Annotated in this window: 19 protein-coding genes and 4 tRNA genes; 17 read left to right on the top strand and 6 right to left on the bottom strand. The window is 49.5% G+C overall.

What is annotated here, in order from left to right:
* The first annotated feature begins 69 nt into the window (after positions 1–69).
* From HGT70_RS11680 to HGT70_RS11665, 4 genes are all read left to right on the top strand, one after another.
* Positions 70–146: transfer RNA gene (locus tag HGT70_RS11680), tRNA-Arg, on the top strand.
* A gap of 83 nt (positions 147–229) precedes the next feature.
* Positions 230–305: transfer RNA gene (locus tag HGT70_RS11675), tRNA-His, on the top strand.
* A gap of 15 nt (positions 306–320) precedes the next feature.
* A tRNA-Leu gene (locus HGT70_RS11670) sits at positions 321–407 on the top strand.
* Positions 408–438: 31 nt separating this feature from the next.
* Positions 439–515 (top strand) — tRNA-Pro (locus tag HGT70_RS11665).
* Between the two features lie 74 nt (positions 516–589).
* On the opposite strand, the gene HGT70_RS11660 is transcribed toward HGT70_RS11665, so the two are convergent.
* The 5 genes from HGT70_RS11660 to hemC form a co-directional block, all read right to left on the bottom strand.
* Positions 590–1408: a PhzF family phenazine biosynthesis protein gene (locus tag HGT70_RS11660; RefSeq protein WP_214195929.1), complete on the bottom strand. Its 819-nt coding sequence runs from the start codon at positions 1406–1408 to the stop codon at positions 590–592.
* Positions 1409–1521: 113 nt separating this feature from the next.
* Positions 1522–2718, bottom strand: coding sequence for a protoheme IX biogenesis protein HemY (gene hemY, locus HGT70_RS11655; RefSeq protein ID WP_071432567.1), 1197 nt, complete (start codon positions 2716–2718; stop codon positions 1522–1524).
* Between the two features lies 1 nt (position 2719).
* Positions 2720–3874: a uroporphyrinogen-III C-methyltransferase gene (hemX, locus tag HGT70_RS11650; RefSeq protein WP_214195927.1), complete on the bottom strand. Its 1155-nt coding sequence runs from the start codon at positions 3872–3874 to the stop codon at positions 2720–2722.
* 25 nt (positions 3875–3899) lie between these two features.
* Positions 3900–4637, bottom strand: coding sequence for a uroporphyrinogen-III synthase (gene hemD, locus HGT70_RS11645; protein ID WP_214195926.1), 738 nt, complete (start codon positions 4635–4637; stop codon positions 3900–3902).
* Between the two features lie 4 nt (positions 4638–4641).
* Positions 4642–5574, bottom strand: a complete 933-nt coding sequence (hemC, locus tag HGT70_RS11640; RefSeq protein WP_214195925.1) for a hydroxymethylbilane synthase — start codon at positions 5572–5574, stop codon at positions 4642–4644.
* A gap of 261 nt (positions 5575–5835) precedes the next feature.
* Here hemC and HGT70_RS11635 point away from each other — a divergent pair, with 261 nt between their 5' ends.
* Entirely contained in the window at positions 5836–8394 is a 2559-nt protein-coding gene (locus HGT70_RS11635; protein WP_157725396.1) for a class I adenylate cyclase, read from the top strand.
* Positions 8395–8396: 2 nt separating this feature from the next.
* Here HGT70_RS11635 and cyaY read toward each other — a convergent pair whose 3' ends face one another.
* Positions 8397–8714: an iron donor protein CyaY gene (cyaY, locus tag HGT70_RS11630; RefSeq protein ID WP_071432559.1), complete on the bottom strand. Its 318-nt coding sequence runs from the start codon at positions 8712–8714 to the stop codon at positions 8397–8399.
* Between the two features lie 160 nt (positions 8715–8874).
* On the opposite strand from cyaY, the gene lptM reads away from it, so the two are divergent.
* From lptM to pldB, 12 genes are all read left to right on the top strand, one after another.
* Positions 8875–9051 (top strand): LPS translocon maturation chaperone LptM, encoded by a 177-nt coding sequence (gene lptM, locus HGT70_RS11625; protein WP_157725395.1) that lies wholly within the window; start codon positions 8875–8877, stop codon positions 9049–9051.
* Positions 9052–9078: 27 nt separating this feature from the next.
* Positions 9079–9903 (top strand): diaminopimelate epimerase, encoded by an 825-nt coding sequence (gene dapF / locus HGT70_RS11620; protein WP_214195924.1) that lies wholly within the window; start codon positions 9079–9081, stop codon positions 9901–9903.
* On the top strand, positions 9900–10610 hold the full coding sequence (locus tag HGT70_RS11615; protein WP_071432555.1) for a DUF484 domain-containing protein: 711 nt from the start codon (positions 9900–9902) through the stop codon (positions 10608–10610). The genes dapF and HGT70_RS11615 overlap by 4 nt, the downstream gene beginning before the upstream one ends.
* Positions 10607–11518 (top strand): tyrosine recombinase XerC, encoded by a 912-nt coding sequence (xerC, locus tag HGT70_RS11610; RefSeq protein ID WP_214195922.1) that lies wholly within the window; start codon positions 10607–10609, stop codon positions 11516–11518. The genes HGT70_RS11615 and xerC overlap by 4 nt, the downstream gene beginning before the upstream one ends.
* Complete coding sequence (yigB, locus tag HGT70_RS11605) at positions 11518–12234, top strand: 5-amino-6-(5-phospho-D-ribitylamino)uracil phosphatase YigB (RefSeq protein ID WP_214195921.1); 717 nt, start codon at positions 11518–11520, stop codon at positions 12232–12234. Before xerC ends, yigB begins: the two co-directional genes overlap by 1 nt.
* A 49-nt stretch (positions 12235–12283) precedes the next feature.
* Complete coding sequence (uvrD, locus tag HGT70_RS11600) at positions 12284–14446, top strand: DNA helicase II (protein ID WP_214195920.1); 2163 nt, start codon at positions 12284–12286, stop codon at positions 14444–14446.
* A gap of 317 nt (positions 14447–14763) precedes the next feature.
* Positions 14764–15717 carry a magnesium/cobalt transporter CorA gene (gene corA / locus HGT70_RS11595; protein WP_071432547.1) on the top strand — a complete coding sequence of 318 codons (954 nt, stop codon included), beginning with the start codon at positions 14764–14766 and terminating at the stop codon, positions 15715–15717.
* Between the two features lie 311 nt (positions 15718–16028).
* Positions 16029–16265, top strand: coding sequence for a DUF1471 domain-containing protein (locus HGT70_RS11590; RefSeq protein ID WP_071432545.1), 237 nt, complete (start codon positions 16029–16031; stop codon positions 16263–16265).
* A gap of 243 nt (positions 16266–16508) precedes the next feature.
* On the top strand, positions 16509–17390 hold the full coding sequence (gene pldA, locus HGT70_RS11585) for a phospholipase A (protein ID WP_214195919.1): 882 nt from the start codon (positions 16509–16511) through the stop codon (positions 17388–17390).
* Positions 17391–17406: 16 nt separating this feature from the next.
* Complete coding sequence (recQ, locus tag HGT70_RS11580) at positions 17407–19230, top strand: ATP-dependent DNA helicase RecQ (RefSeq protein ID WP_214195917.1); 1824 nt, start codon at positions 17407–17409, stop codon at positions 19228–19230.
* A gap of 36 nt (positions 19231–19266) precedes the next feature.
* The gene (gene rhtC / locus HGT70_RS11575; protein WP_214195915.1) at positions 19267–19890 is read left to right on the top strand and encodes a threonine export protein RhtC; all 624 of its coding nucleotides are present in this window, start codon (positions 19267–19269) and stop codon (positions 19888–19890) included.
* A 2-nt stretch (positions 19891–19892) separates the two neighbouring features.
* Positions 19893–20897 (top strand): lysophospholipase L2, encoded by a 1005-nt coding sequence (pldB, locus tag HGT70_RS11570; RefSeq protein WP_214195914.1) that lies wholly within the window; start codon positions 19893–19895, stop codon positions 20895–20897.
* Positions 20898–20931: the final 34 nt, after the last annotated feature.

Here is a 20931-nt window from a genome sequence, read left to right as displayed (position 1 = left end):
ATTATATTTAAAAAACCACTAGACAGCTTGGCGACTCTACCGTAATATCCGCTTCCGCAACGGCGCTAAGCGCCCGTAGCTCAGCTGGATAGAGCGCTGCCCTCCGGAGGCAGAGGTCTCAGGTTCGAATCCTGTCGGGCGCACCAGTATTATCGGTGTCGAGCTGCGGTGGTGTTTTACCGCGTTAGGCTGATGTGTTAACATCAGTGGTAGTAAGAAGTTAGGGGTGGTGGCTATAGCTCAGTTGGTAGAGCCCTGGATTGTGATTCCAGTTGTCGTGGGTTCGAGTCCCATTAGCCACCCCAATTTTTATCTGATGAGCGACGGTGGCGGAATTGGTAGACGCGCTAGCTTCAGGTGTTAGTGTCCTAACGGACGTGGGGGTTCAAGTCCCCCCCCTCGCACCAGATAAAAAAGTAAAGTAGTACCGCAGTATTTCGGCGAGTAGCGCAGCTTGGTAGCGCAACTGGTTTGGGACCAGTGGGTCGGAGGTTCGAATCCTCTCTCGCCGACCAAATTTAAAGAAACCCCGCGAAAGCGGGGTTTTTTGTTTTTGGTGTTATCGACGTTCTCCTCCTTGGGATTAGCGTTACAGCAAAGTCACATCACCCGTAATAATAGTGCTTGATCGGCCCCCGACAAAAATTCTCCCTTCGAACTGTCTAATCTCCACGTCGCCCTCGGCGCCGACGTAAGCCCCTTGCTGCGCGCGGTATTGGTGAGGCAGTTTACCCGCACCGATCAGCCACTGTGCGAGAACGGCCTGTAGACTCCCTGTCACCGGGTCTTCCACCGCGTCACCACCGATAAAAGCACGTACGACCAGTCCCTGAGAGTGCTCTTTAATGCTACACACCCCTAGCTTAAGGTCTGGCATGGCAGAATAGTCGATATTAATCTCCATTAGACGTTCGACGGAGTCGACCACTATGCAGTGCCAAGCGGGGCCATTGCATAACAGTGAGGTAGCGATTATCTCTGCTGAACGAAGTCCAGTTGCGGCGAGACAGCGACGAAATTCGTCATCTGTGAAAGTGCGCTGCTCAATGATAGGCGGCGCCTCGAAAAAAAGCTGATCATCGACTTGTCTAATTTCGACGATACCTATCGCCGATTGTTGATAGGTGACGGCCTGCCTGCGTCCATTTAACCAGCTATGGCACGCCCCTAGCGTTGGATGCCCAGCGAAAGGCAATTCTTTAGTGGGAGTAAAGATCCTAACGTGGTAATCGGCACGCGCATCGCTGGGCGGACTGATGAAAACCGTTTCGCTAAGTTGGGTCCAGCGGGCGAAAGCTTGCATTGTCGCGTCTGAATAGTCATGAGCATCGCAATATACAACCGCTAATGGATTCCCTTTTAGAGGATGAGTAGAAAAAACGTTAACTTGCTCGAAGCGTGCGGTCATTACAATGATACCGATAGAGGAATTCGAGTCTTGATAACATCATAGATTACGCACTGCGGCAAGACAGGGGGCAAAGAAGGCGGCTGCAGGCAGCCGCCTAGGGAAGGGGAGGATTATTGATCCGGGTATTTCTTCAGAGTGAGGTGTAAGCCTTCGCGACGCATTTTTGCGGCCTCTTCGGGACGACGCATTTTGTCGTAAACATCGGCGAGCCAAGCATAGTCGAAGCTATCCGGTCGCTGAGCTAGCGCTGAATTAAACGCTTGCGCAGCCTGTTGCCACTCTCCCCGTCGCATCAGCAGTTGCCCCAAGGTACTCTCTAGCAGAGGGTTGGATCCTTGCTGTTTGATGAGCTGTCGTACCAGCTTCTCAGAGTCCTCGCTGTTTGCCGTTTTAAGCTTGGGTAATACGAGCACTAAACTTTCGTTATAGCCCCGTTTCAACCCATCCATCACAATGACCTGTGCCATCTCATGGTCGTTACATTCAATAAGATGGTTCGCCATCGCCGACTGAAGGCGTGGGTCATGGCGGGTTTTACGTGATTGGTGTCCCCACCACTGTTTTAACCCCTCACTGCCGCCCGATGCCATAGCTTGTTCCATCAGCCCAAGCCACGCGGTATGAGAGAGACCTGCGGCGTCCTCTTTGGTCACAAGCTGCTCTTTTTCAAGAGAGGGTAAAATATCCAGCAGTGCAGACCAGGCACCTGTGCGTAAGTAGGCGGTCTGAGCAAGGCGCAAGACCTCTGGATGGCGCGGAGCGACATCGAGCAAACGGTCGATAGTGTGACGTGCGGCGTGGTTTTCCTCACGCGCGAGTAAAATACGCGCCCGCGTAATCTCGACGGGAATTTGATTATCAGTGCAGAGCTCGGCGGCGCGCTCTAAATGTTGATTTGCGCGGATCTCATCGCCACGTTGTTGCGCGGCCTCGGCGGCGAGCAGATAGTTGGCCACTGGCGTATCAGAATGATCGGCATGGTTAGCCATCAACTTTTCAACCTGCCGATAATCGCCCTCAGCCAGTTTAATGAGTGCATTATTAGTATGCTTCTGTGCAAGGCGATGTTTACGCCCCGCAAACCAGCGGCGGGTACGGGAACCCGTCCGACATAGGCGGCGTATTACCCATTCAATCAGAAGAATAACGATTAACGCGACGAAGAGAATAATAGCCAAACCGGTCACGGAGGTTTCAATATTCCACTGCGAGGTTTGGATCAGAACATAGCCTTGTTTTCCTGCTAAGACAGGCCCTAGGACAATCCCCGCAATTAATAAAATAAAGAGTGCTAAGACTTTTATCACCTTAACCTCCTTGCGGCGACGTGGTCGCAGGCGATGGTGTAGGCTGCGCATCGTGATCACTTGGGCTACTCATTAAGCCGCGCACACGATCTTGCATTAACTTATCGATTAACCCTTGGCTCGCAAGGTTATCGGGGAGATCCATCGCAATTGTGGTTTGTGTTAATTGATCGATCTGCGTTAAGAAAGCTTTAGTTGTCGGGTCATCGGTGTTGTACCAGGCCCGTACCCATGTCGATACTGCCTCAAGAGACTGTTTATAAATATCTTCTTGGTGACGAGGAATGGCTTGCGAGGCGATCAAGAGCCGAGAACGAATATTTTCACGCAAGTAGATGTCTTGATTCGGTGCCAATAAAGGCTGTGCGCTATTATCACGACGACGAACGGTAATGAAGTTATCCATAAAGTCGTGCCAGCTTGCCACCAAGTTATGACGCCATTGCGCGAGGGAGCCTGAAACATCATGGCTGTCTTTATCCATCGGCGCATTATTATCGCTGTCGTCTGCTAAGCGCAGATCGTCGACGTTATTCGCTAATTGGCTGAGTTGCAAAATAATACCGTCGTAATCAACCTGATTGAGGTTAGCGAGGGTTGAGATATCTTGATTCAGCGCGCGGCGGACGGTGATCACACTCGGGTCGTCCATCTGCGCTAAGCTGCGATCCGCGCTTTTCAGTAGCGCAAGAGAGGTGGTGACATCTTGATCACTCCATAACTTTCTGCCCGCTAATTTTACCAGGTAGTCGGCCTGTGAGACTAACCAGACACCAGTATCGTTACCGGTGAGCGAATTTACTTTATCGCGCAGACCTTGAAGATCTTTTTCCGTTTCCTGCAGCTGTGATTGCGAGGCCTTTAGCGCCTGTTCAGTCTGTGAAAGCTGCTGAGATAACTGCTGTTGGTTATTTCCGCTCTGCTGTTGGACATCGGTAAGTTGGCGACCTAAGGCTTGTGTTGAGCTGGCTTGTGAATGGTTAACATGATTAATATACCAAGCGCTTCCTAACCCAGAGGCGAGAGCAATAACGATGGCTAAGAGTGCGAGTTTTTTACCATTATCCGCTGTAGTAGCCGGTGTCGGGGAAGGTGTTAAAGATTTATTTTCGTTTACTTCATCCGACATGGCGGAGGGGGCTTTTTGTTCCGTCATAGAGGCTTATCCCATTAGTTTAAATTCAGCGTAACGCACGTAATAACGCATCGTTATCCGCACCATCAGCAACAATAATATCTCGCCAACCGAAGTCGGTGGCGATTGTCGCCAAACGTTCACTGACGACGATAAGTCGGCAGTGGAGTAACCATTCGTTCCGGTCGACAGCAGGAACGAGTTCATAGAGTAGGTTTAACATCTCACCACTTGTCACAATTATGGTTGAGATCCCTTTTTGTCGCCAGTGAAAAGCCTGCTCAGGCCCGTGATAATTTAGGGCGACGCGTTGATAACACTCAAAATAGCGTACCTTGGCTCCTCGGGACTGTAACGTATCTCCGAGCAGTTCCCGGCCCCCATTCCCACGCAATATTAGGCAGGTTTTTCCGGATATGTGTTCCAAGCAAGGGAGGTCTATCAAATTCTCACTCAGGGTTATCTCAGGAAATTCAACGGGTTGTTGACAATAGTGATGCAGTGCAAGCGCACTACTTTTGCCGATCGCTAAGTAATTAATATGACGCGGCCAACTGCGTGGCTGCGCGAGCATAAAAGGGCCTAGGTAGGTGAGGGCACGGCCCGATATGGTAATCACGATATCGTCATCGTTCAGTGTCGCGAGACATGATGTGCATTCGGATAGCTGGCGACCGGGTAAAAATTCGATAAGCGGTAGATGCCAAGCTTGGCGTCCAGTCAATCGTAGCCGCTCAACGAGCTGGTTGCCTTCGGGTGCAGGTCGAGTCACCAGAATGCTCATCGTATTATTGTCCTTGGTAGACTTTGCGTAAAATCTCTCCGGCCCCGCGAGCCAGAAGCTCCTCAGCCAGAGAAATCCCTAACGCTTCGGCTTGTACTGCCATACCATGGCGTTCACTCGCAATAATTAGGTCGCCTTCTGGCGAGCCGACTAGGCCACGTAGCCACAGTTTATCTTCGTTGAGTAGCGCATAGCTTGCGATAGGTACTTGGCATCCGCCCTCTAAGCGTGTATTCATTGCGCGTTCCGCTTGTACACAAATTGCGGTCGCTGGATGGTTTAGTGGTGCGAGCAGTTGATGTAATGCGGCATCATCATTACGGCATTCAATGCCGACGGCACCTTGGCCAACGGCAGGCAAGGAGACTTCTGCCGGGAGTGACATGCGGATCCGGGAGGTTAGCCCCAAGCGAATAAGACCCGCTGAGGCGAGAATAATCGCATCGTACTCGCCAGCATCGAGTTTGGATAAACGCGTACCGACGTTACCACGTAGTGAGCGAATAACGAGATCCGGCCGTAAAGCACTTAACTGACACTGGCGCCGTAGGCTAGAGGTCCCGACTATTGCCCCTGGCGGCAGTGCATCCAGATCCTCGTAATGATTGGAGACAAACGCATCTAACGGGTTTTCACGTGGGCAGATAGCCGCCAATCCTAATCCCTGCGGAAATGCCATTGGCACGTCTTTCATGGAGTGAACGGCTAAATCGGCGCGGCCCTCCAACATTGCCAATTCGAGTTCCTTAACAAACAATCCTTTTCCTCCCACCTTCGACAATGGGCTATCTAGCAATATATCGCCCTTGGTCACCATGGTGACCAACTCGACGCGCAAACCGGGGTGATGAGCGATTAATTGTTGCTGCACATATTCTGCCTGCCAGAGGGCAAGCGGGCTTTGTCGGGTGGCAATTCTGATTGTTTTGTCAGTCATACTCGAAACCATACTTTTATGTTTAGCTATTATCCTAACATCTAAACGCAGGATGTGGCAGTTTGTACCCGCTAAATCCCGACTGTTCATTTTTTAATCCAAGCACATGGATTGTTCAATGGTAAACCGGTTGACATGGTAAAGTGTGAGCGTCAACACGCTTTACCGGATGGGATGGCAGTGTTAGATTGACCGACCGCGGTATGTAGTGCGAATTAAAACCGCTTTTATCTTTTCTTGTATCAGTCCGGGTGCGATGCCTTGTATCTTTATATAGAGACACTTAAACAGCGAGTAGATGCGATTAATCAGTTACGGACTGATCGTGCCACGGCAGCGATGGGCGCGGCTTTTCGTCATATCTATAACTTGCTGCCGGTTTTGCTCCATTATCATCACCCGGATATGCCAGGCTACCTCTCAAACAATACGCCGTATGGGATTAGCGCGTTCACCCCAGACGAAACGCAGCTGGCATTACTCAATACCTTCTTCTCCAGTGAAAGTCATAATGCAGTGTCGCCGCCAGAGAACCCCCCTATTTTAGGGTTGTACTCGATGGGGAGTACCTCGTCTGTCGGGCAAAGCAGTGATTCGGATCTCGATATCTGGGTCTGTCATCAATCTTGGCTAGACAATGCAGAGCGACAAGCGCTTCACAATAAATGTCACCAATTGCAGCAGTGGTGTAAGAAGCAGGGGGTTGAGATCAGCTTCTTTCTGATCGACGAAAATCGTTTTCGTATGAACGAAAGTGGTGCGTTGGGGAAAGAGGATTGTGGTAGCACACAACATATTCTGCTGCTGGATGAATTTTATCGCAGTGCAGTACGCTTAGCGGGTAAGCGTATCTTATGGAATTTAGTGCCTAGCGAACAGGAAGAACACTACGATGAGTATGTAACCGACCTGTACGCTAAGGGCGCGTTGATGCCTAACGAGTGGCTTGATCTCGGCGGGTTAGGCACGCTATCGGCAGAAGAGTATTTCGGGGCGAGTTTATGGCAACTCTATAAAAGTATCGACTCGCCCTATAAGGCAGTATTAAAGACTCTATTATTAGAAGCTTATAGCTGGGAGTACCCGAATACGCGGCTATTGGCGACGGAAATAAAACAGTGTTTGCACGAAGGCGAAATTATTCATTTCGGGCTGGATCCTTATTGCATGATGCTGGAGCGGGTCACCGCATATTTAGAGGCCATTAACGATAGCACTCGGCTTGACTTAGTCCGTCGCTGTTTTTATTTGAAGGTGTCAGAAAAATTAACCGCGGCAAGTAGCGTTGAACCTTCGCAGTGGCGCCGCGAGATCCTCGCACAGCTGGTTGAACGTTGGGGGTGGGATGAAGATCGCCTGACCCAACTGGACTCCCGCGCTCACTGGAAAATAGAACAAGTCCGTATCGCCCATAATGAATTACTGGATGCGATGATGCAGAGCTACCGTAATCTCATCCGCTTCGCACGCCGTAATAACCTGAGTGTCAGCGCAAGTCCGCAAGATATCGGTGTTTTAACCCGTAAACTCTACGCGGCATTTGAGGCGCTTCCGGGTAAAGTGGCCCTTCTTAATCCGCAGATCTCACCCGATCTCTCTGAGGATCATCTTACTTTTATCTATGTGGCCGAGGGACGAGCGAATCGGCGGGGCTGGTATCTGTATAACCAAGCTCCTGAAATGAATGCGATTATTAGCCATCAACCCTTAGAGTATAACCGTTACCTAAATAAACTCGTGGCTTGGGCATGGTTCAACGGGCTACTGACTGAAAAAACGCATTTACACATTAAAGGGACGAGCCTATGCGACCTGCCTCGTCTACAAGAGTTAGTTCACGATATTGCGGTGCACTTTCCTATTCGCTTGGCAGCGCCTACCCCTAAAGCGTTATACAGCCCTTGCGAGATTCGTCACCTTGCTCTGATGGTGAATCTGGAATCTGATCCGACCCAAGCGTTACGTGACCAGGTGGTTCATTTCGATTTTCGTAAAATGGATATCTTTAGTTTTGGGCAGCAGCAACAGTGTCTTATCGGCAGTGTAGATCTCCTCTATCGTAACTCGTGGAACGAGGTGAGGACCCTGCATTTCGAGGGGGAATCAGCGATGATCGAGGCCCTTAAAACGATCCTCGGTAAGATGCATCAAGAGGCTCTGCCACCCGACGCGGTTGAGGTCTTCTGTTACAGCCCCTATTTACGTGCATTGATTCGGACCCGTGTTTTACAGCTTATATCAGAGTGTATTGACTTACGTCTCTCCAGTAATCGTCAAGAAACCGGACGCTTTAAGGCATTAAAATTAGCCAGCGATACGTGGGGACTATTTTTCGAGCGAATGGGTGTATCGGTACAAAAACTCAAAAACGCCGTGGAGTTTTATGGCGCAATCTCCAGTAATAAATTACAGGGCTTATCGATTCAGATGGACTCTAAACAGGCAAAACTGCCTACGGTGGTCAAAAACTATGCCAGTGAAGGGATCATTCAATTCTTCTTCGAGGACCACCCGCCAGCGGAGAGCTTTAGTATTTATGTCTTGGACGAACACAATCATGCAGAGGTCTATCAACACTGTGAGGGGAGTAAAGAGGAGTTAATGCGCGATGTTTGCCGTTTCTATTCTTCTTCCCATGACCGGCTGACTTTCGGGACAACATCGATTAATTTCAATTTACCGCAGTTTTACCAAGTGGTAGCGCAGCAGGGGCGATCACAAATCATTAATTTTCATTCACCGAGTCAAGATGAAGTTACGGAGAGGGTTTCTCCGCAACTCGGTCAAAATATCCTACCGCGTTCGCCGTATCGTCCCTGATATTAGAACCTGACCGTCTCACCGGCTTGCACACTACAGGCTTTGGCAAGGAGCGCCCAAAACTCGTTACCGGTGCGATCACACACCCACTTATCGCCCTGCAGGGAGAAGTGGTAGCCGCCAGCTTTAGTTGCTAGCCAGACTTGATGTAGCGGCTCTTGTCGGTTGACGATAATTTTGCTGCCATTCTCGAAACTGAGGGTCATGACATTGCCATGGGTCTCATAATCAATATCAGCTTCGCCATCGTGCTCGTCTAAGCGTTCTTCGATCGTTAATAATAAACGGTCTGCTTGTTGATGAAATTCGCTGTCGTTCATACTTGCTCCTATTTTTGATTAGTATAACGATTGCTTAACGATGGATCATCTGAGATTTATCGCTTAGGCAAGGTCATCCCTCGATAACACGATTTTCAGTTGCTTTTCCCGGTTCAACTGCGATGATACGTAGAATAGAAAGTTAAGTGAGTAAATGATAATGAAGAACGTTGTAGCGAAATGCACGCTGGTTATTGCCGTTATCGCCTTAGCAGGCTGCGGACTAAAAGGGCCTCTTTATTTCCCTAAAGATAGTAGTGGTAAACAACAAGGTCAAAATACCGGTTACGACCAGGGTATTTTCAAAAAATCGAATAAAAAATCCGACAACTTATAGTCAGCCGATACGGCATTGGGGTGAAGCATGCAGTTCTCTAAAATGCATGGTCTAGGTAACGATTTCATGGTAGTGGATGCCGTTACTCAGAATGTGTTTTTTTCGCCAGAACTAATTCGACGCTTAGCCGATCGTCATTTAGGGATTGGTTTCGATCAGTTATTGGTGGTTGAGCCACCGTACGACCCAGATCTTGATTTTCATTACCGCATTTACAATGCTGATGGAAGTGAGGTCGCGCAGTGCGGTAACGGAGCACGCTGTTTCGCGCGTTTTGTTCGCCTAAAGGGACTGACGAACAAAAATAGCATTCGTGTCAGCACGCAAGCGGGACAGATGGTCCTGACGGTCAATCGCGATGAGGAAGTGGAAGTCAATATGGGAGAGCCCAATTTTGAGCCCGCTAACGTTCCATTCAGAGCGAATAAAGCCGAAAGTCTCTACCTACTGCGTGTCGAAGAGAAAACCGTCATGTTTGGCGCGGTATCGATGGGTAACCCGCATTGTGTTATCCATGTTGAGTCGACGGCAACGGCGCAAGTCGAAGTCTTAGGACCGATTCTGGAAAGCCATGAGCGTTTCCCTGAGCGTGTTAATGTCGGCTTTATGGAAGTGATCAGTCGTGATCATATTCGTTTAAGAGTGTACGAGCGCGGCGCGGGTGAAACTCAAGCCTGTGGGAGTGGTGCGTGTGCGGCAGTAGCCAGCGGAATTCAGCAAGGGCTACTCAATGAGAATGTTCGGGTTGATCTGCCAGGAGGGAGCTTGCATATTAGTTGGCAGGGATCGGGTACGCCTCTTTTCATGACCGGGCCCGCCACTCACGTTTATGATGGATTTATTCATTTATGACCACGCATCCAGAGCAGACACCGTTACCGCTTCCACCTATCGACGACGACAGCGTTAGCGAGTACTTACGCGAACATCCAGATTTTTTCATTCGTAATGCCCGTCAGGTTGAACAAATGGTGATCCCTCATCCGGTAAAGGGGAGCGTATCACTGGTCGAGTGGCAATTAACGCGCCAGCGACAGCAAATCATTAATTTAGAACAAGAAATAACCCTGTTGATGGAGCAAGCGCAAGCTAATCAGCACCTTTTCGGGCAGCTCCTTTATTTACAATCTCATCTCGCAACAGCGAAAGACTTAGCCGAGTTACAGGGGCGTTTACACTACTGGGCCAAAAGCTTAGGGCTGGCGGGCGCGAGTTTCCGCTTATTTACCGATAGCTGGCAGCTTGCGGCACCCAGTGGCTTTCATCATCTCGGGTTAGAACGCCATACTTTTACTCCGTTTCAATTACAGCGACTCGGCCAGGACACGCATTATCTTGGTCGTCTACAAGGTCCAGAACTCTTACTACTCTTACCCGAAGCGAAGGCAATCGGATCCGTGGCCCTCTCATTGCTTATCGATGAAGGTCAGGAGGTCGGCGTACTGATATTTAGTAGCCGTAACAAAGACCATTACCATCCCGGTATGGGGACTGAGTTACTCGATTGTATTGCTGGATTTCTACCTAGTTTGCTGACTCGCTGGATGAGTCGGTCATGAGTCCTCTCGGTGAGGCTCTATTTCAGCGCTGTGACGAATACTTACGTTTCTTACGCGTAGAACGGCAATTGAGCCCACTGACCGTCGCAAACTATCAACGGCAGCTACAAGTGATCTGCGACTTCTTCGCGGCAGCATCGCTGGCAACCTGGTCGCAAATTACCCCTGTCTTGATCCGTGCGATGGCCGCAAAATCACGGCGCGAAGGATTGAAAGCATCCAGCCTCGCCTTACGCCTCTCTGCATTGCGCAGTTTCCTCGATTGGCAAGTCTCCCAGGGTTTTTTAGTCGCGAATCCGGCGAAGGGGATCGCGACGCCGCGTGCGGGAAGACCGCTGCCCAAAAATATTGACGTAGATTCTGTTAACCAGCTCTTATCTATCGACCTAAACGATCCGTTATCTGTTCGTGATCGGACCATGCTTGAAGTGATGTATGGTGGGGGGCTACGTCTCTCTGAATTGGTTAATCTAGATTGCCAGCACCTTGAGTTAGAATCGGGTGAGGTATGGGTAACGGGCAAAGGGAGTAAGGAACGTCGATTACCCATTGGGCGTACCGCGCTGGAGTGGTTGGGGCGTTGGCTGGAGATGCGCGAGCTGTTTTTACCCGAAGATAATGCCGTCTTCGTTTCTCAGCAGGGTAAACGGATTTCGACGCGTAACGTACAGAAGCGTTTTGCCCAATGGGGCGTCCTGCAAGGGGTGAATACGCATATTCATCCGCATAAGCTGCGACACTCCTTCGCCACGCACATGCTAGAATCTAGTGGAGATCTGCGTGCGGTTCAGGAACTTTTGGGCCATGCGAACCTTTCGACGACGCAAATCTATACCCACTTAGACTTTCAGCATCTTGCTTCGGTCTATGATGCCGCTCACCCCCGTGCTAAACGAGGTAAAACCTAATGCGATTTTATCGACCGATCCACCGCCCACAGGCGATCACCTTCGACCTAGATGATACGCTGTACGATAATCGGCAAGTGATCCTTACCACCGTTGAGAAAACGCATCAGGCACTGCAGGCGTGGCATCCGTGTCTTGCATCAATAACGACCGGCGATTACGATCAAGCACGGCGGGAAGTCGAGCTACAAACGCCCGCTATTACCCATGATATGACTGCGTGGCGCCACGCCGCGCTTAAGAAAGTGATGCTACAGGCAGGGTTAAGTACGCAAGAGGCAGAGTCTGGGGCGGCGGCAGTCATGGCGGTATTCCACCAGTGGCGCAGTGCGGCACATATCTCACCCCTTACGCATCAAGTACTTGCTGAGCTCGCAACCAAAGTCCCATTAGTCGCCATTACCAATGGTAATGCCGACGTCGAACAGTTAGGGATCGCCGATTATTTTACGTTGGTGCTGCGTGCGGGGCCAGATGGCCGAGCAAAACCAGCAGGGGACCTCTACCAGATCGCTGCGCGTGGTTTAAGCCTATCCCCTAACCACATCTTGCACGTTGGCGACGATCTGATTACTGACGTACAAGGCGCATTAATAGCCGGATATCAAGCTTGCTGGATTAATGATCGCCAACAAAATATCGCCACGACTCGCCTCGCACGGTTACTTCCACATCTTGAAATTTCGCGGTTGGATTCACTGACCAGCTTGCTATAATAGCTGTAGATATATACAGCCTCTTTCTCTTACTTATGCAACGGTGCTTATGGACGTTTCTGAACTGCTCGACGGCTTAAATGATAAACAGCGCGAGGCGGTAGCCGCTCCGCGGAGTAACTTATTGGTTCTAGCTGGCGCAGGCAGTGGTAAAACGCGAGTCTTAGTGCACCGTATTGCATGGCTATTAACCGTTGAGCGTTGCTCCCCTTATTCAATCATGGCTGTGACGTTTACCAATAAGGCGGCAGCCGAAATGCGCCACCGTATTGAAGAAGTCGTTGGAACCAGTCAAGGAGGGATGTGGATCGGCACCTTCCACGGACTCGCACATCGGCTTCTACGCGCGCATCCTCTTGACGCGGGTCTGCCAGCCGATTTCCAAATTCTCGATAGCGAAGATCAGCTACGTCTGCTTAAGCGGTTAATTAAGGCCCTAAACTTAGACGATAAACAGTGGCCTGCGCGTCAGGCCATGTGGTACATCAATGGTAAGAAGGATGAAGGCCTACGCCCGAAACATATCGATAGCTACGGGAATCCTGTCGAGAAAACTTGGCTATCCATTTACCAAGCCTATCAGGAAGCCTGTGACCGTGCCGGGTTAGTCGATTTTGCAGAATTATTATTGCGCGCTCACGAACTCTGGCTTAACAAGCCACATCTCCTCAATCACTATCGTGAGCGTTTCACCAATCTGTTAATCGACGAATTCCAAGATACCAACAATATTCAATATGCTTGGATCCGCATGCTGGCCGGCGATAGTAGCAAAGTGATGATCGTGGGGGATGATGACCAATCGATCTATGGATGGCGCGGTGCACAAGTCGAAAATATTCAACGTTTTCTCAGCGATTTTCCTGGAGCGCAGACGATCCGGCTCGAGCAGAACTACCGCTCAACGCGCAATATCTTGCAAGCAGCTAACATCCTTATCGCTAATAACTCAGGGCGATTGGGTAAAGAGTTATGGACGGAAGACGATCCCGGCGATCCAATTTCACTGTATTGCGCTTTTAACGAACTGGATGAGGCACGCTTTGTCGTCAATCGTATCCGTCAATGGCATGAGCAGGGCGGAGCGCTAGCCGATAGCGCCATTCTTTACCGTAGCAATGCCCAGTCTCGGGTTTTGGAAGAAGCTTTACTACAAAGTACTTTGCCTTACCGTATCTACGGTGGCATGCGCTTCTTCGAACGCCAAGAAATCAAAGATGCTCTAGCCTACCTACGGCTGATGGCGAATCGTAACGACGATGCGGCGTTCGAACGCGTAGTGAATACGCCGACAAGAGGGATTGGCGATCGTACGCTGGATGTTGTACGTCGATTTGCCCGCGATAGACAGATGACGCTCTGGCAAAGTGCGCGTGAATTATTGCAAGAAAAAGTACTCGCGGGACGAGCCGCCTCTGCGCTACAACGTTTCATTGAGCTTATTGACTCGCTGGTCTATGAAACGGGAGAAATGCCCCTTCATGTACAAACTGACAGGGTCATCAAGGACTCTGGTCTGTGGATTATGTATGAACAGGAAAAAGGCGAGAAGGGTCAAGCTCGTATTGAGAACCTTGAGGAACTCGTCACGGCGACACGACAATTTAGCTACCAAGATGAAAATGAAGACTTAATGCCACTTCAAGCTTTCCTCTCCCATGCGGCGCTCGAAGCGGGGGAAGGGCAAGCCGATAAGTGGCAAGATGCGGTACAGTTGATGACGTTACACTCTGCTAAAGGCTTAGAATTTAGCCAAGTCTTTATTGTGGGCATGGAAGAGGGGATGTTCCCGAGCCAAATGTCGATCGAAGAGAGTGGGCGTTTGGAAGAGGAGCGCCGTCTTGCTTACGTCGGCGTGACGCGGGCGATGAAAAAATTGACCCTAACTTTCGCAGAAAGCCGACGTCTATATGGTAAGGAGGTCAGCCATCGGCCCTCCCGCTTTATCGGCGAGCTTCCTGAGGAATGTGTGGAAGAGGTCAGGTCACGCGCGAATATCACTCGGCCTGTTGATACAAAACGCATGGGCGCGCCGGTTATTGCAAATGATAGCGGCTGGACACTCGGGCAGCGCGTGCAGCATGCCAAATTTGGTGAAGGAACGATTATTAATTTAGAGGGCAGCGGCGAGCATTGTCGCCTGCAAATTGCCTTCCAAGGACAGGGCGTGAAATGGCTTGTTGCAGCCTATGCACGTTTAGAAACAGTTTAATGGTTAGGGTTCTTGACGATATTTTCGTCTCAGCGTAACATGCGCCCACTATAATTCTTAGAGGACAAAGACCTTGGACACACCCAGTCGATGCTGGATCAACTTCCTACGTACTAGGAAAAACTGCTAAGGTTACCTCTCTTTGACCGGTGAACTTAGCTGTTTACCGGTGATTATTTCCCGTCATCATGATCGTCAGCGCTGATATTTTCACAATCTGTGAGCCCCGTGTTCGAGTTCAGCTAACCTACGCCCAGTAATGGACGAGTATTAGCTTTGTCTTGTCCCTGCCGATAAGCAAGGGGAGTCATACTGCTATGTTAAGTGCTTTCAAACTCGAAGAAAATCGTTTGAGCCGGATGGAACCTGAAGAGAGCAATATCGCGCTTTCGAATGCCGTTTGGGTCGACTTGATTGAGCCAGACGAAGATGAACGTGATCTGGTACAGCAAACATTAGGCCAAGGCTTAGCCACTCGGCCAGAACTTGAAGATATCGAAGCCTCCGCGCGTTTTTTTGAAGACGAAGATGGTTTACATATTCACTCCTTCTTCTTCTATGAAGATGCGGATGACCATGCAGGGAATGCGACCGTCGCGTTTACCATCCGTGATGGACGTCTTTTTACACTCCGTGAACGTGAGCTTCCTGCTTTCCGCCTCTATCGTATGCGCGCGCGCAGCCAAACACTTATTGATGGGAACGTGTTTGAAGTTTTACTCGATCTATTTGAAACGAAAATCGAGCAGCTTGCTGACGAGATAGAGAATATCTATAGCGCATTAGAAAAGCTGAGTCGCGTGATCATGGAAGGCCAACAGGGAGAAGAGTACGATGACGCGCTCTCGCGTCTGGCCGAACTGGAAGATATTGGTTGGAAAGTTCGCCTCTGTTTAATGGATACGCAACGCGCCTTAAACTTTTTGATCCGTAAAGCGCGTCTGCCTGCTAACCAATTGGAACAAGCTCGTGAAGTCTTACGGGATATCGATTCACTGCTACCGCATAACGAATCCTTATTCCAAAAGGTTAACTTCCTGATGCAAGCGGCAATGGGTTTCATTAGTATCGAACAAAACCGTATTATTAAAATCTTCTCAGTCGTATCGGTCGTATTCTTACCGCCAACGCTGGTGGCATCGAGTTATGGTATGAACTTTGAGTTTATGCCGGAGCTGAAATGGTCGTTTGGCTATCCTGGCGCAATTCTATTAATGATACTGGCCGGCTTAGCGCCTTATCTGTACTTCAAACGGAAAAACTGGCTTTAACTCTTATTACGGCGCAGAAGCGCCGTTTTTTATTGCGCTATCTCAAGTTGGCGGGTAGACACTGCCCTCGTTTACTTAAGCATTTATCACCATTGATATTGTTTCTTACCCTCTACTCCCTGAGTTGTTACCCAACAGATTGATATAAAAGGGGAAGATTAAGTGTGCTCTGAATTTTTTGTGATTCAACTCTAGGTTTGTAAAAAAATATCTTAGCAATTGATAAGTTTTAATTCAGTTTTTTACAAAACGAAACGCTTAATTACGGCCAAACATGTACTTTTATGGCTCACACCAGGAGAGCCATAATTATGAAAAAAATAACCATCGCGATGCTTGCTGTACTTGCCTTACCGGCCGTAACCTCTGCTAAAAGTATCTCTGTAACCGATGTTTCGTTACAAGGCGCCGAAAATAAAATTATGCAGATCGCGGATAATCATGGAGCTGAGTATAAAATTACTGGGGCGAGTTCCGGTAATTTTGTAAGGATGACTGCTATATTACATAACGTTCAAGATGTTGCAGGGCTCGGCCGTAAAAATTAACGTCGGTTATTGGAGGGAGATCATGACTTCCCTCTATTTATCGATATTCTGCTCGTTGTTCTCACTCATTCCTTCCCCGTCCTCGACTAAAAATAGTCAACGCGTTCATAGTGTTACTGTTGCTACTATTTATCATCATATTCTGCTGTCATAAAAAGCGATTTCAGGTCAAAATTATACCCTTAAGAAAGTCTTTTTAGGTTTCTAGCCAAATTTTATTCATTACAGGTGATAGGGATAACTATGCAACGAAAGTATTTGGTGCTGGCAGCAGCGCTAGCGTTACCTTTGGGGGCTAACGCGCAAAGTAGTGGGTATGACGTCGGGGTACAAAACAACTCGCCAGTCGATGGCAGCATTATCTCAAATTTACTACAAAAACATGATAGTGCTTTTATTTTGTATCCTTACGAAAGTAACTACGTGCTGTACACCTATACCAGTAATATGAATAAAGGCGCTATTGAAAGCTACAACTGGGGTCATAACGCACGTAAGGACGAGCTTAAGTTCCAATTGAGCCTCGCCTTTCCAATCTGGCGCGGTATCCTCGGCGATAACTCGGTCTTAGCCGCATCATATACCCAACGATCGTGGTGGCAAATATCCAACAGCAAAGAATCGTCTCCATTTCGTGAGACGAACTACGAGCCACAACTTTTTGTCGGCTGGGCAACGGACTATTCGCTGGGCAACTGGACGCTGCGTGACGTAGAGACAGGCTTTAACCACGAATCGAATGGACGGAGCGATCCGACCTCGCGGAGCTGGAACAGAGCCTACCTGCGTTTGATGGCGAAAAATGATAATATTACCGCTGAAATCAAACCGTGGGTTCGTCTTGATACGGGCGGTGGCGATGACGATAACCCTGATATCATCAAATATATGGGCCATTATCGTGCTAAATTAGGCTACAAATGGGGCGAAAGTGTCTTCAGCGTCGAAGGCCAATATAACTGGAACTCAGGATACGGTGGTGCGCAGCTTGGATGGAGCTATCCAATCACGCCTAATGTTAGGTTCTACACCCAAGTCTATAGTGGTTATGGCGAATCGTTGATTGACTATAATCACCGCCAAACCCGAGTCGGTATTGGTCTAACCCTTAACGATGTTCTCTGATTAAAACAGGTAGCGTGTGGCAACATTGGTAGAAGCGGACCGGGAGGTAAGTGCCATCCAGGTCCTGCAGGAAACGTTCGGTTACCAGCAGTTCCGGCCCGGTCAAGACAGTATTATACACTCGGCAATTGCTGGACAAGACTGCCTTGTCGTCATGCCTACTGGCGGCGGCAAGTCCCTGTGCTATCAAATACCCGCGTTGGTCCAGCCGGGACTGACGCTGGTCGTCTCTCCGCTTATCTCGTTGATGAAAGACCAGGTCGATCAACTGCGTGCTAATGGCGTCAGTGCAGCAAGTCTGAATTCTAGCCAACCTAGGGAACTACAGCAGCAGATTTTCCAAGCCTGCCAGCAAGGTGATATCAAGCTACTGTATGTGGCACCAGAGCGCTTGATGATGGAGAGCTTTCTCGACACACTCAGCGGCTGGCAACCCGTGATGATAGCAGTAGATGAAGCCCACTGTATTTCCCAATGGGGGCATGATTTTCGTCCGGAATATGGGGCGATAGGACGTCTTCGCGAACGCTTCCCACAGCTACCGATTATGGCCTTAACGGCAACGGCGGATAGCACGACGCGGCAAGATATCCTGCAGCGTCTCCAGCTACATAATCCTTTTATTCAGATCAGTAGTTTCGATCGTCCTAACATCCGCTATACGCTTGTCGATAAATATAAGCCGACCGAACAGTTGCTCACTTATTTACGGGAGCAGCGTGGAAAATGCGGCATTATTTACTGTAACAGCCGAGCTAAAGTCGAAGATATTACCGCTCGCTTGCTCAGTCGTGGGTGGAGCGCTGGCGCCTATCATGCGGGGCTAGACGCCGATGAGCGAGCCCGTGTACAAGAGGCTTTCCAGCGCGACGATCTACAAATCGTTGTGGCAACGGTGGCCTTTGGGATGGGGATTAACAAACCTAATGTTCGCTTTGTTTTCCACCTCGACATCCCCCGTAATATTGAATCCTATTATCAGGAAACCGGGAGAGCGGGCCGGGATGGTTTACCCGCAGAAGCGATGATGCTCTATGACCCTGCTGATATGGGATGGTTACGACGTTGTTTGGAAGAGAAAAACCCGGGCCTCAGCCAAGATATTGAACGACATAAGCTTAATGCGATGGGGGCTTTCGCTGAAGCACAAACCTGTCGGCGTCTAGTGCTACTTAACTACTTTGGGGAAAGTCGACAAGCGCCATGCGGTAACTGCGATATCTGTTTAGATCCGCCTCGCCGCTACGATGGCCTGGTGGATGCGCAAAAGGCGTTGTCGACGATTTACCGGGTAGGGCAGCGATTTGGTATGGGCTATATCGTCGAAGTGTTACGCGGCGCGGCGAATCAGCGGATCAAGGATCTGGGTCACGACAAACTGCCGGTGTATGCGATTGGCCGTGATCATAGCCATGAGCATTGGGTTAGCGTATTACGACAACTGATCCACCTTGGATTTGTGACACAAAATATTAGCCAGCATTCAGCCTTACAGCTAACAGAAAGCGCCCGGCCGGTGCTACGCAGCGAGTCTACGCTACAACTCGCGGTGCCGCGGGTTATCGTGACAAAACAGCGTCCTGCTACCCATAAATTATTGGGGGGCAATTACGATAAAAAACTGTTCGCTAAATTACGTAAACTACGTAAAGCGATCGCCGATGAGGAAAATATCCCCCCTTATGTGGTCTTTAACGATGCGACCCTCATTGAGCTATCAGAGCTACAACCCATCTCTGCCTCTGAGATGTTGGGGATCAACGGTATCGGGCAACGTAAATTGGAGCGCTTCGGGCGTCCGTTTATGCAGTTGATAAAGCAACACCTAGACGATGAATAATCATCCCTGGCAGTAATGTCATAACAAGGAGTTTCTATGATTTCCCTCTTTCTGACCGTTGCGTTAGTTCAGATCGTCGCGTTAGCGAGCCCCGGGCCTGACTTCTTCTTCATTTCTCAGACTGCCGCGAGTCAATCGCGACGTGATGCGTTTAAGGGCGTTATCGGTATTACGCTTGCCGTTGCCATTTGGGCAGCCGTTGCGTTGCTAGGGCTGAACCTTATCCTGAAACAGATGGCATGGTTACACCAGCTTATTCTGCTGGGCGGGGGGGGCTATCTGATGTGGATGGGAATACAGATGATTCGATCTGCTCGGCAGCCGCACAGTGCGGTCGAAGCGACGAGCTCGTCACTCGGCGGCGGCCGTAAGAAAAATACTTTTTTACGGGGACTACTTACTAATCTCTCCAACCCTAAAGCGATTATCTACTTTGGGAGTATCTTTTCCTTGATCGTTGGTGATGATGTCAGTAGTGCGACACGTACTGCAATCTTTGTCTTGATCGTAGTCGAAACACTGGTCTGGTTCAGCTTAGTCGCGACCTTATTTTCATTGCCTTGGGTGAAAGCGAAATATCAAAAACTTGCAAAATGGATTGATGGAATCGCGGGCACGCTATTCGTCGCATTTGGTCTGCACCTGATCTTCTCTCGCTAACGATGAAAAAGCTGCAGTCGCAATGGACTCACAGGGAGAAAGCGTTCTCTGCGTTCGTCACCGGTCCTTTATTATCGTTTTGGCGTCAGCGACAAGAACGACATTTTTTGGGTAAAGACGGGGTAACTATTCGTTACGTCCGTTTAACATCGCCTTCGCATAAAAAAGCGATAATGATCGTCCCTGGACGTTCAGAAAGCTACGTCAAATACCCTGAGTTAGCGTGGGATCTGTTCAACTGTGGCTACGATATTTTCATCGTCGATCACCGAGGACAAGGGCTATCAGATCGGTTACTTGAGGATTCTCAGTTAGGCCATGTGGTGCAGTTTTCTGATTATGTCGACGACTTAAGCCAATTATGTCAGTTAGAGTTACCTGAGGGGCGCTATCAGCAGAAATTTGCGCTGGCACACTCAATGGGCGGGGCAATAGTGACGCTCCTCTCGCAGCGTCACCCTACACTCTTTACGGCAACCGCCTTAGTCGCCCCAATGTTTGGGATAGTTTTACCGATGCCGGAATGGGTCGTCGAGCGGATACTCAATTGGACGGCGATGCGCCCGCATTTACGGGAAGGTTTCGCATTCGGTACGGGCCGTTGGCATGCTACGCCCTTTGGTATCAATACCTTGACGCACAGCCGCGTTCGCTATCAACGCACTATACGGTTCTACGCCGATCAACCCGAGCTTCAGCTAGGCGGCCCCACGACTCACTGGGTGCGTGAGGCGATGTTTACCGGTCGCTATATCGAGAGCATCGCCTCAGAACTAAAACATCCTGTTTTACTCTTACAGGCGAGCGATGACCAAGTCGTCGATAATCAGGCCCAGAATAGGTTTGCACTCGCGAGAATGCTTTCTGGCTCTCCCTGTTACGGCGATCATCCTCAAGTGATGGAGGGCGCTCGTCATGAGATTTTGTTTGAGAAAGACGAAATCCGTGCTGCAGCGCTACAGATGATCACTGAATATTTTTTAACGTTCCAGTCAAATACACTTTAATTTCCAGGTTTGAAATAGTTTCCAGCCTGTACAG

Source organism: Rosenbergiella collisarenosi (assembly GCF_018494085.1).
Taxonomy (GTDB): Bacteria; Pseudomonadota; Gammaproteobacteria; order Enterobacterales; family Enterobacteriaceae; genus Rosenbergiella; species Rosenbergiella collisarenosi.
The sequence above is the reverse complement of the archived record's forward strand: the minus strand, read 5'-3'. Positions and strand labels throughout refer to the sequence as shown.

Bases quoted from the DNA above. Each gene is read 5' to 3' on its own strand.
- HGT70_RS11660 (WP_214195929.1), bottom strand. From the start codon at position 1,408: ATGACCGCACGCTTCGAGCAAGTTAACGTTTTTTCTACTCATCCTCTA.
- hemX (WP_214195927.1), bottom strand. From the start codon at position 3,874: ATGACGGAACAAAAAGCCCCCTCCGCCATGTCGGATGAAGTAAACGAA.
- hemD (WP_214195926.1), bottom strand. From the start codon at position 4,637: ATGAGCATTCTGGTGACTCGACCTGCACCCGAAGGCAACCAGCTCGTT.
- hemC (WP_214195925.1), bottom strand. From the start codon at position 5,574: ATGACTGACAAAACAATCAGAATTGCCACCCGACAAAGCCCGCTTGCC.
- cyaY (WP_071432559.1), bottom strand. From the start codon at position 8,714: ATGAACGACAGCGAATTTCATCAACAAGCAGACCGTTTATTATTAACG.
- lptM (WP_157725395.1), top strand. From the start codon at position 8,875: ATGAAGAACGTTGTAGCGAAATGCACGCTGGTTATTGCCGTTATCGCC.
- dapF (WP_214195924.1), top strand. From the start codon at position 9,079: ATGCAGTTCTCTAAAATGCATGGTCTAGGTAACGATTTCATGGTAGTG.
- HGT70_RS11615 (WP_071432555.1), top strand. From the start codon at position 9,900: ATGACCACGCATCCAGAGCAGACACCGTTACCGCTTCCACCTATCGAC.
- xerC (WP_214195922.1), top strand. From the start codon at position 10,607: ATGAGTCCTCTCGGTGAGGCTCTATTTCAGCGCTGTGACGAATACTTA.
- yigB (WP_214195921.1), top strand. From the start codon at position 11,518: ATGCGATTTTATCGACCGATCCACCGCCCACAGGCGATCACCTTCGAC.
- uvrD (WP_214195920.1), top strand. From the start codon at position 12,284: ATGGACGTTTCTGAACTGCTCGACGGCTTAAATGATAAACAGCGCGAG.
- corA (WP_071432547.1), top strand. From the start codon at position 14,764: ATGTTAAGTGCTTTCAAACTCGAAGAAAATCGTTTGAGCCGGATGGAA.
- HGT70_RS11590 (WP_071432545.1), top strand. From the start codon at position 16,029: ATGAAAAAAATAACCATCGCGATGCTTGCTGTACTTGCCTTACCGGCC.
- pldA (WP_214195919.1), top strand. From the start codon at position 16,509: ATGCAACGAAAGTATTTGGTGCTGGCAGCAGCGCTAGCGTTACCTTTG.
- rhtC (WP_214195915.1), top strand. From the start codon at position 19,267: ATGATTTCCCTCTTTCTGACCGTTGCGTTAGTTCAGATCGTCGCGTTA.
- pldB (WP_214195914.1), top strand. From the start codon at position 19,893: ATGAAAAAGCTGCAGTCGCAATGGACTCACAGGGAGAAAGCGTTCTCT.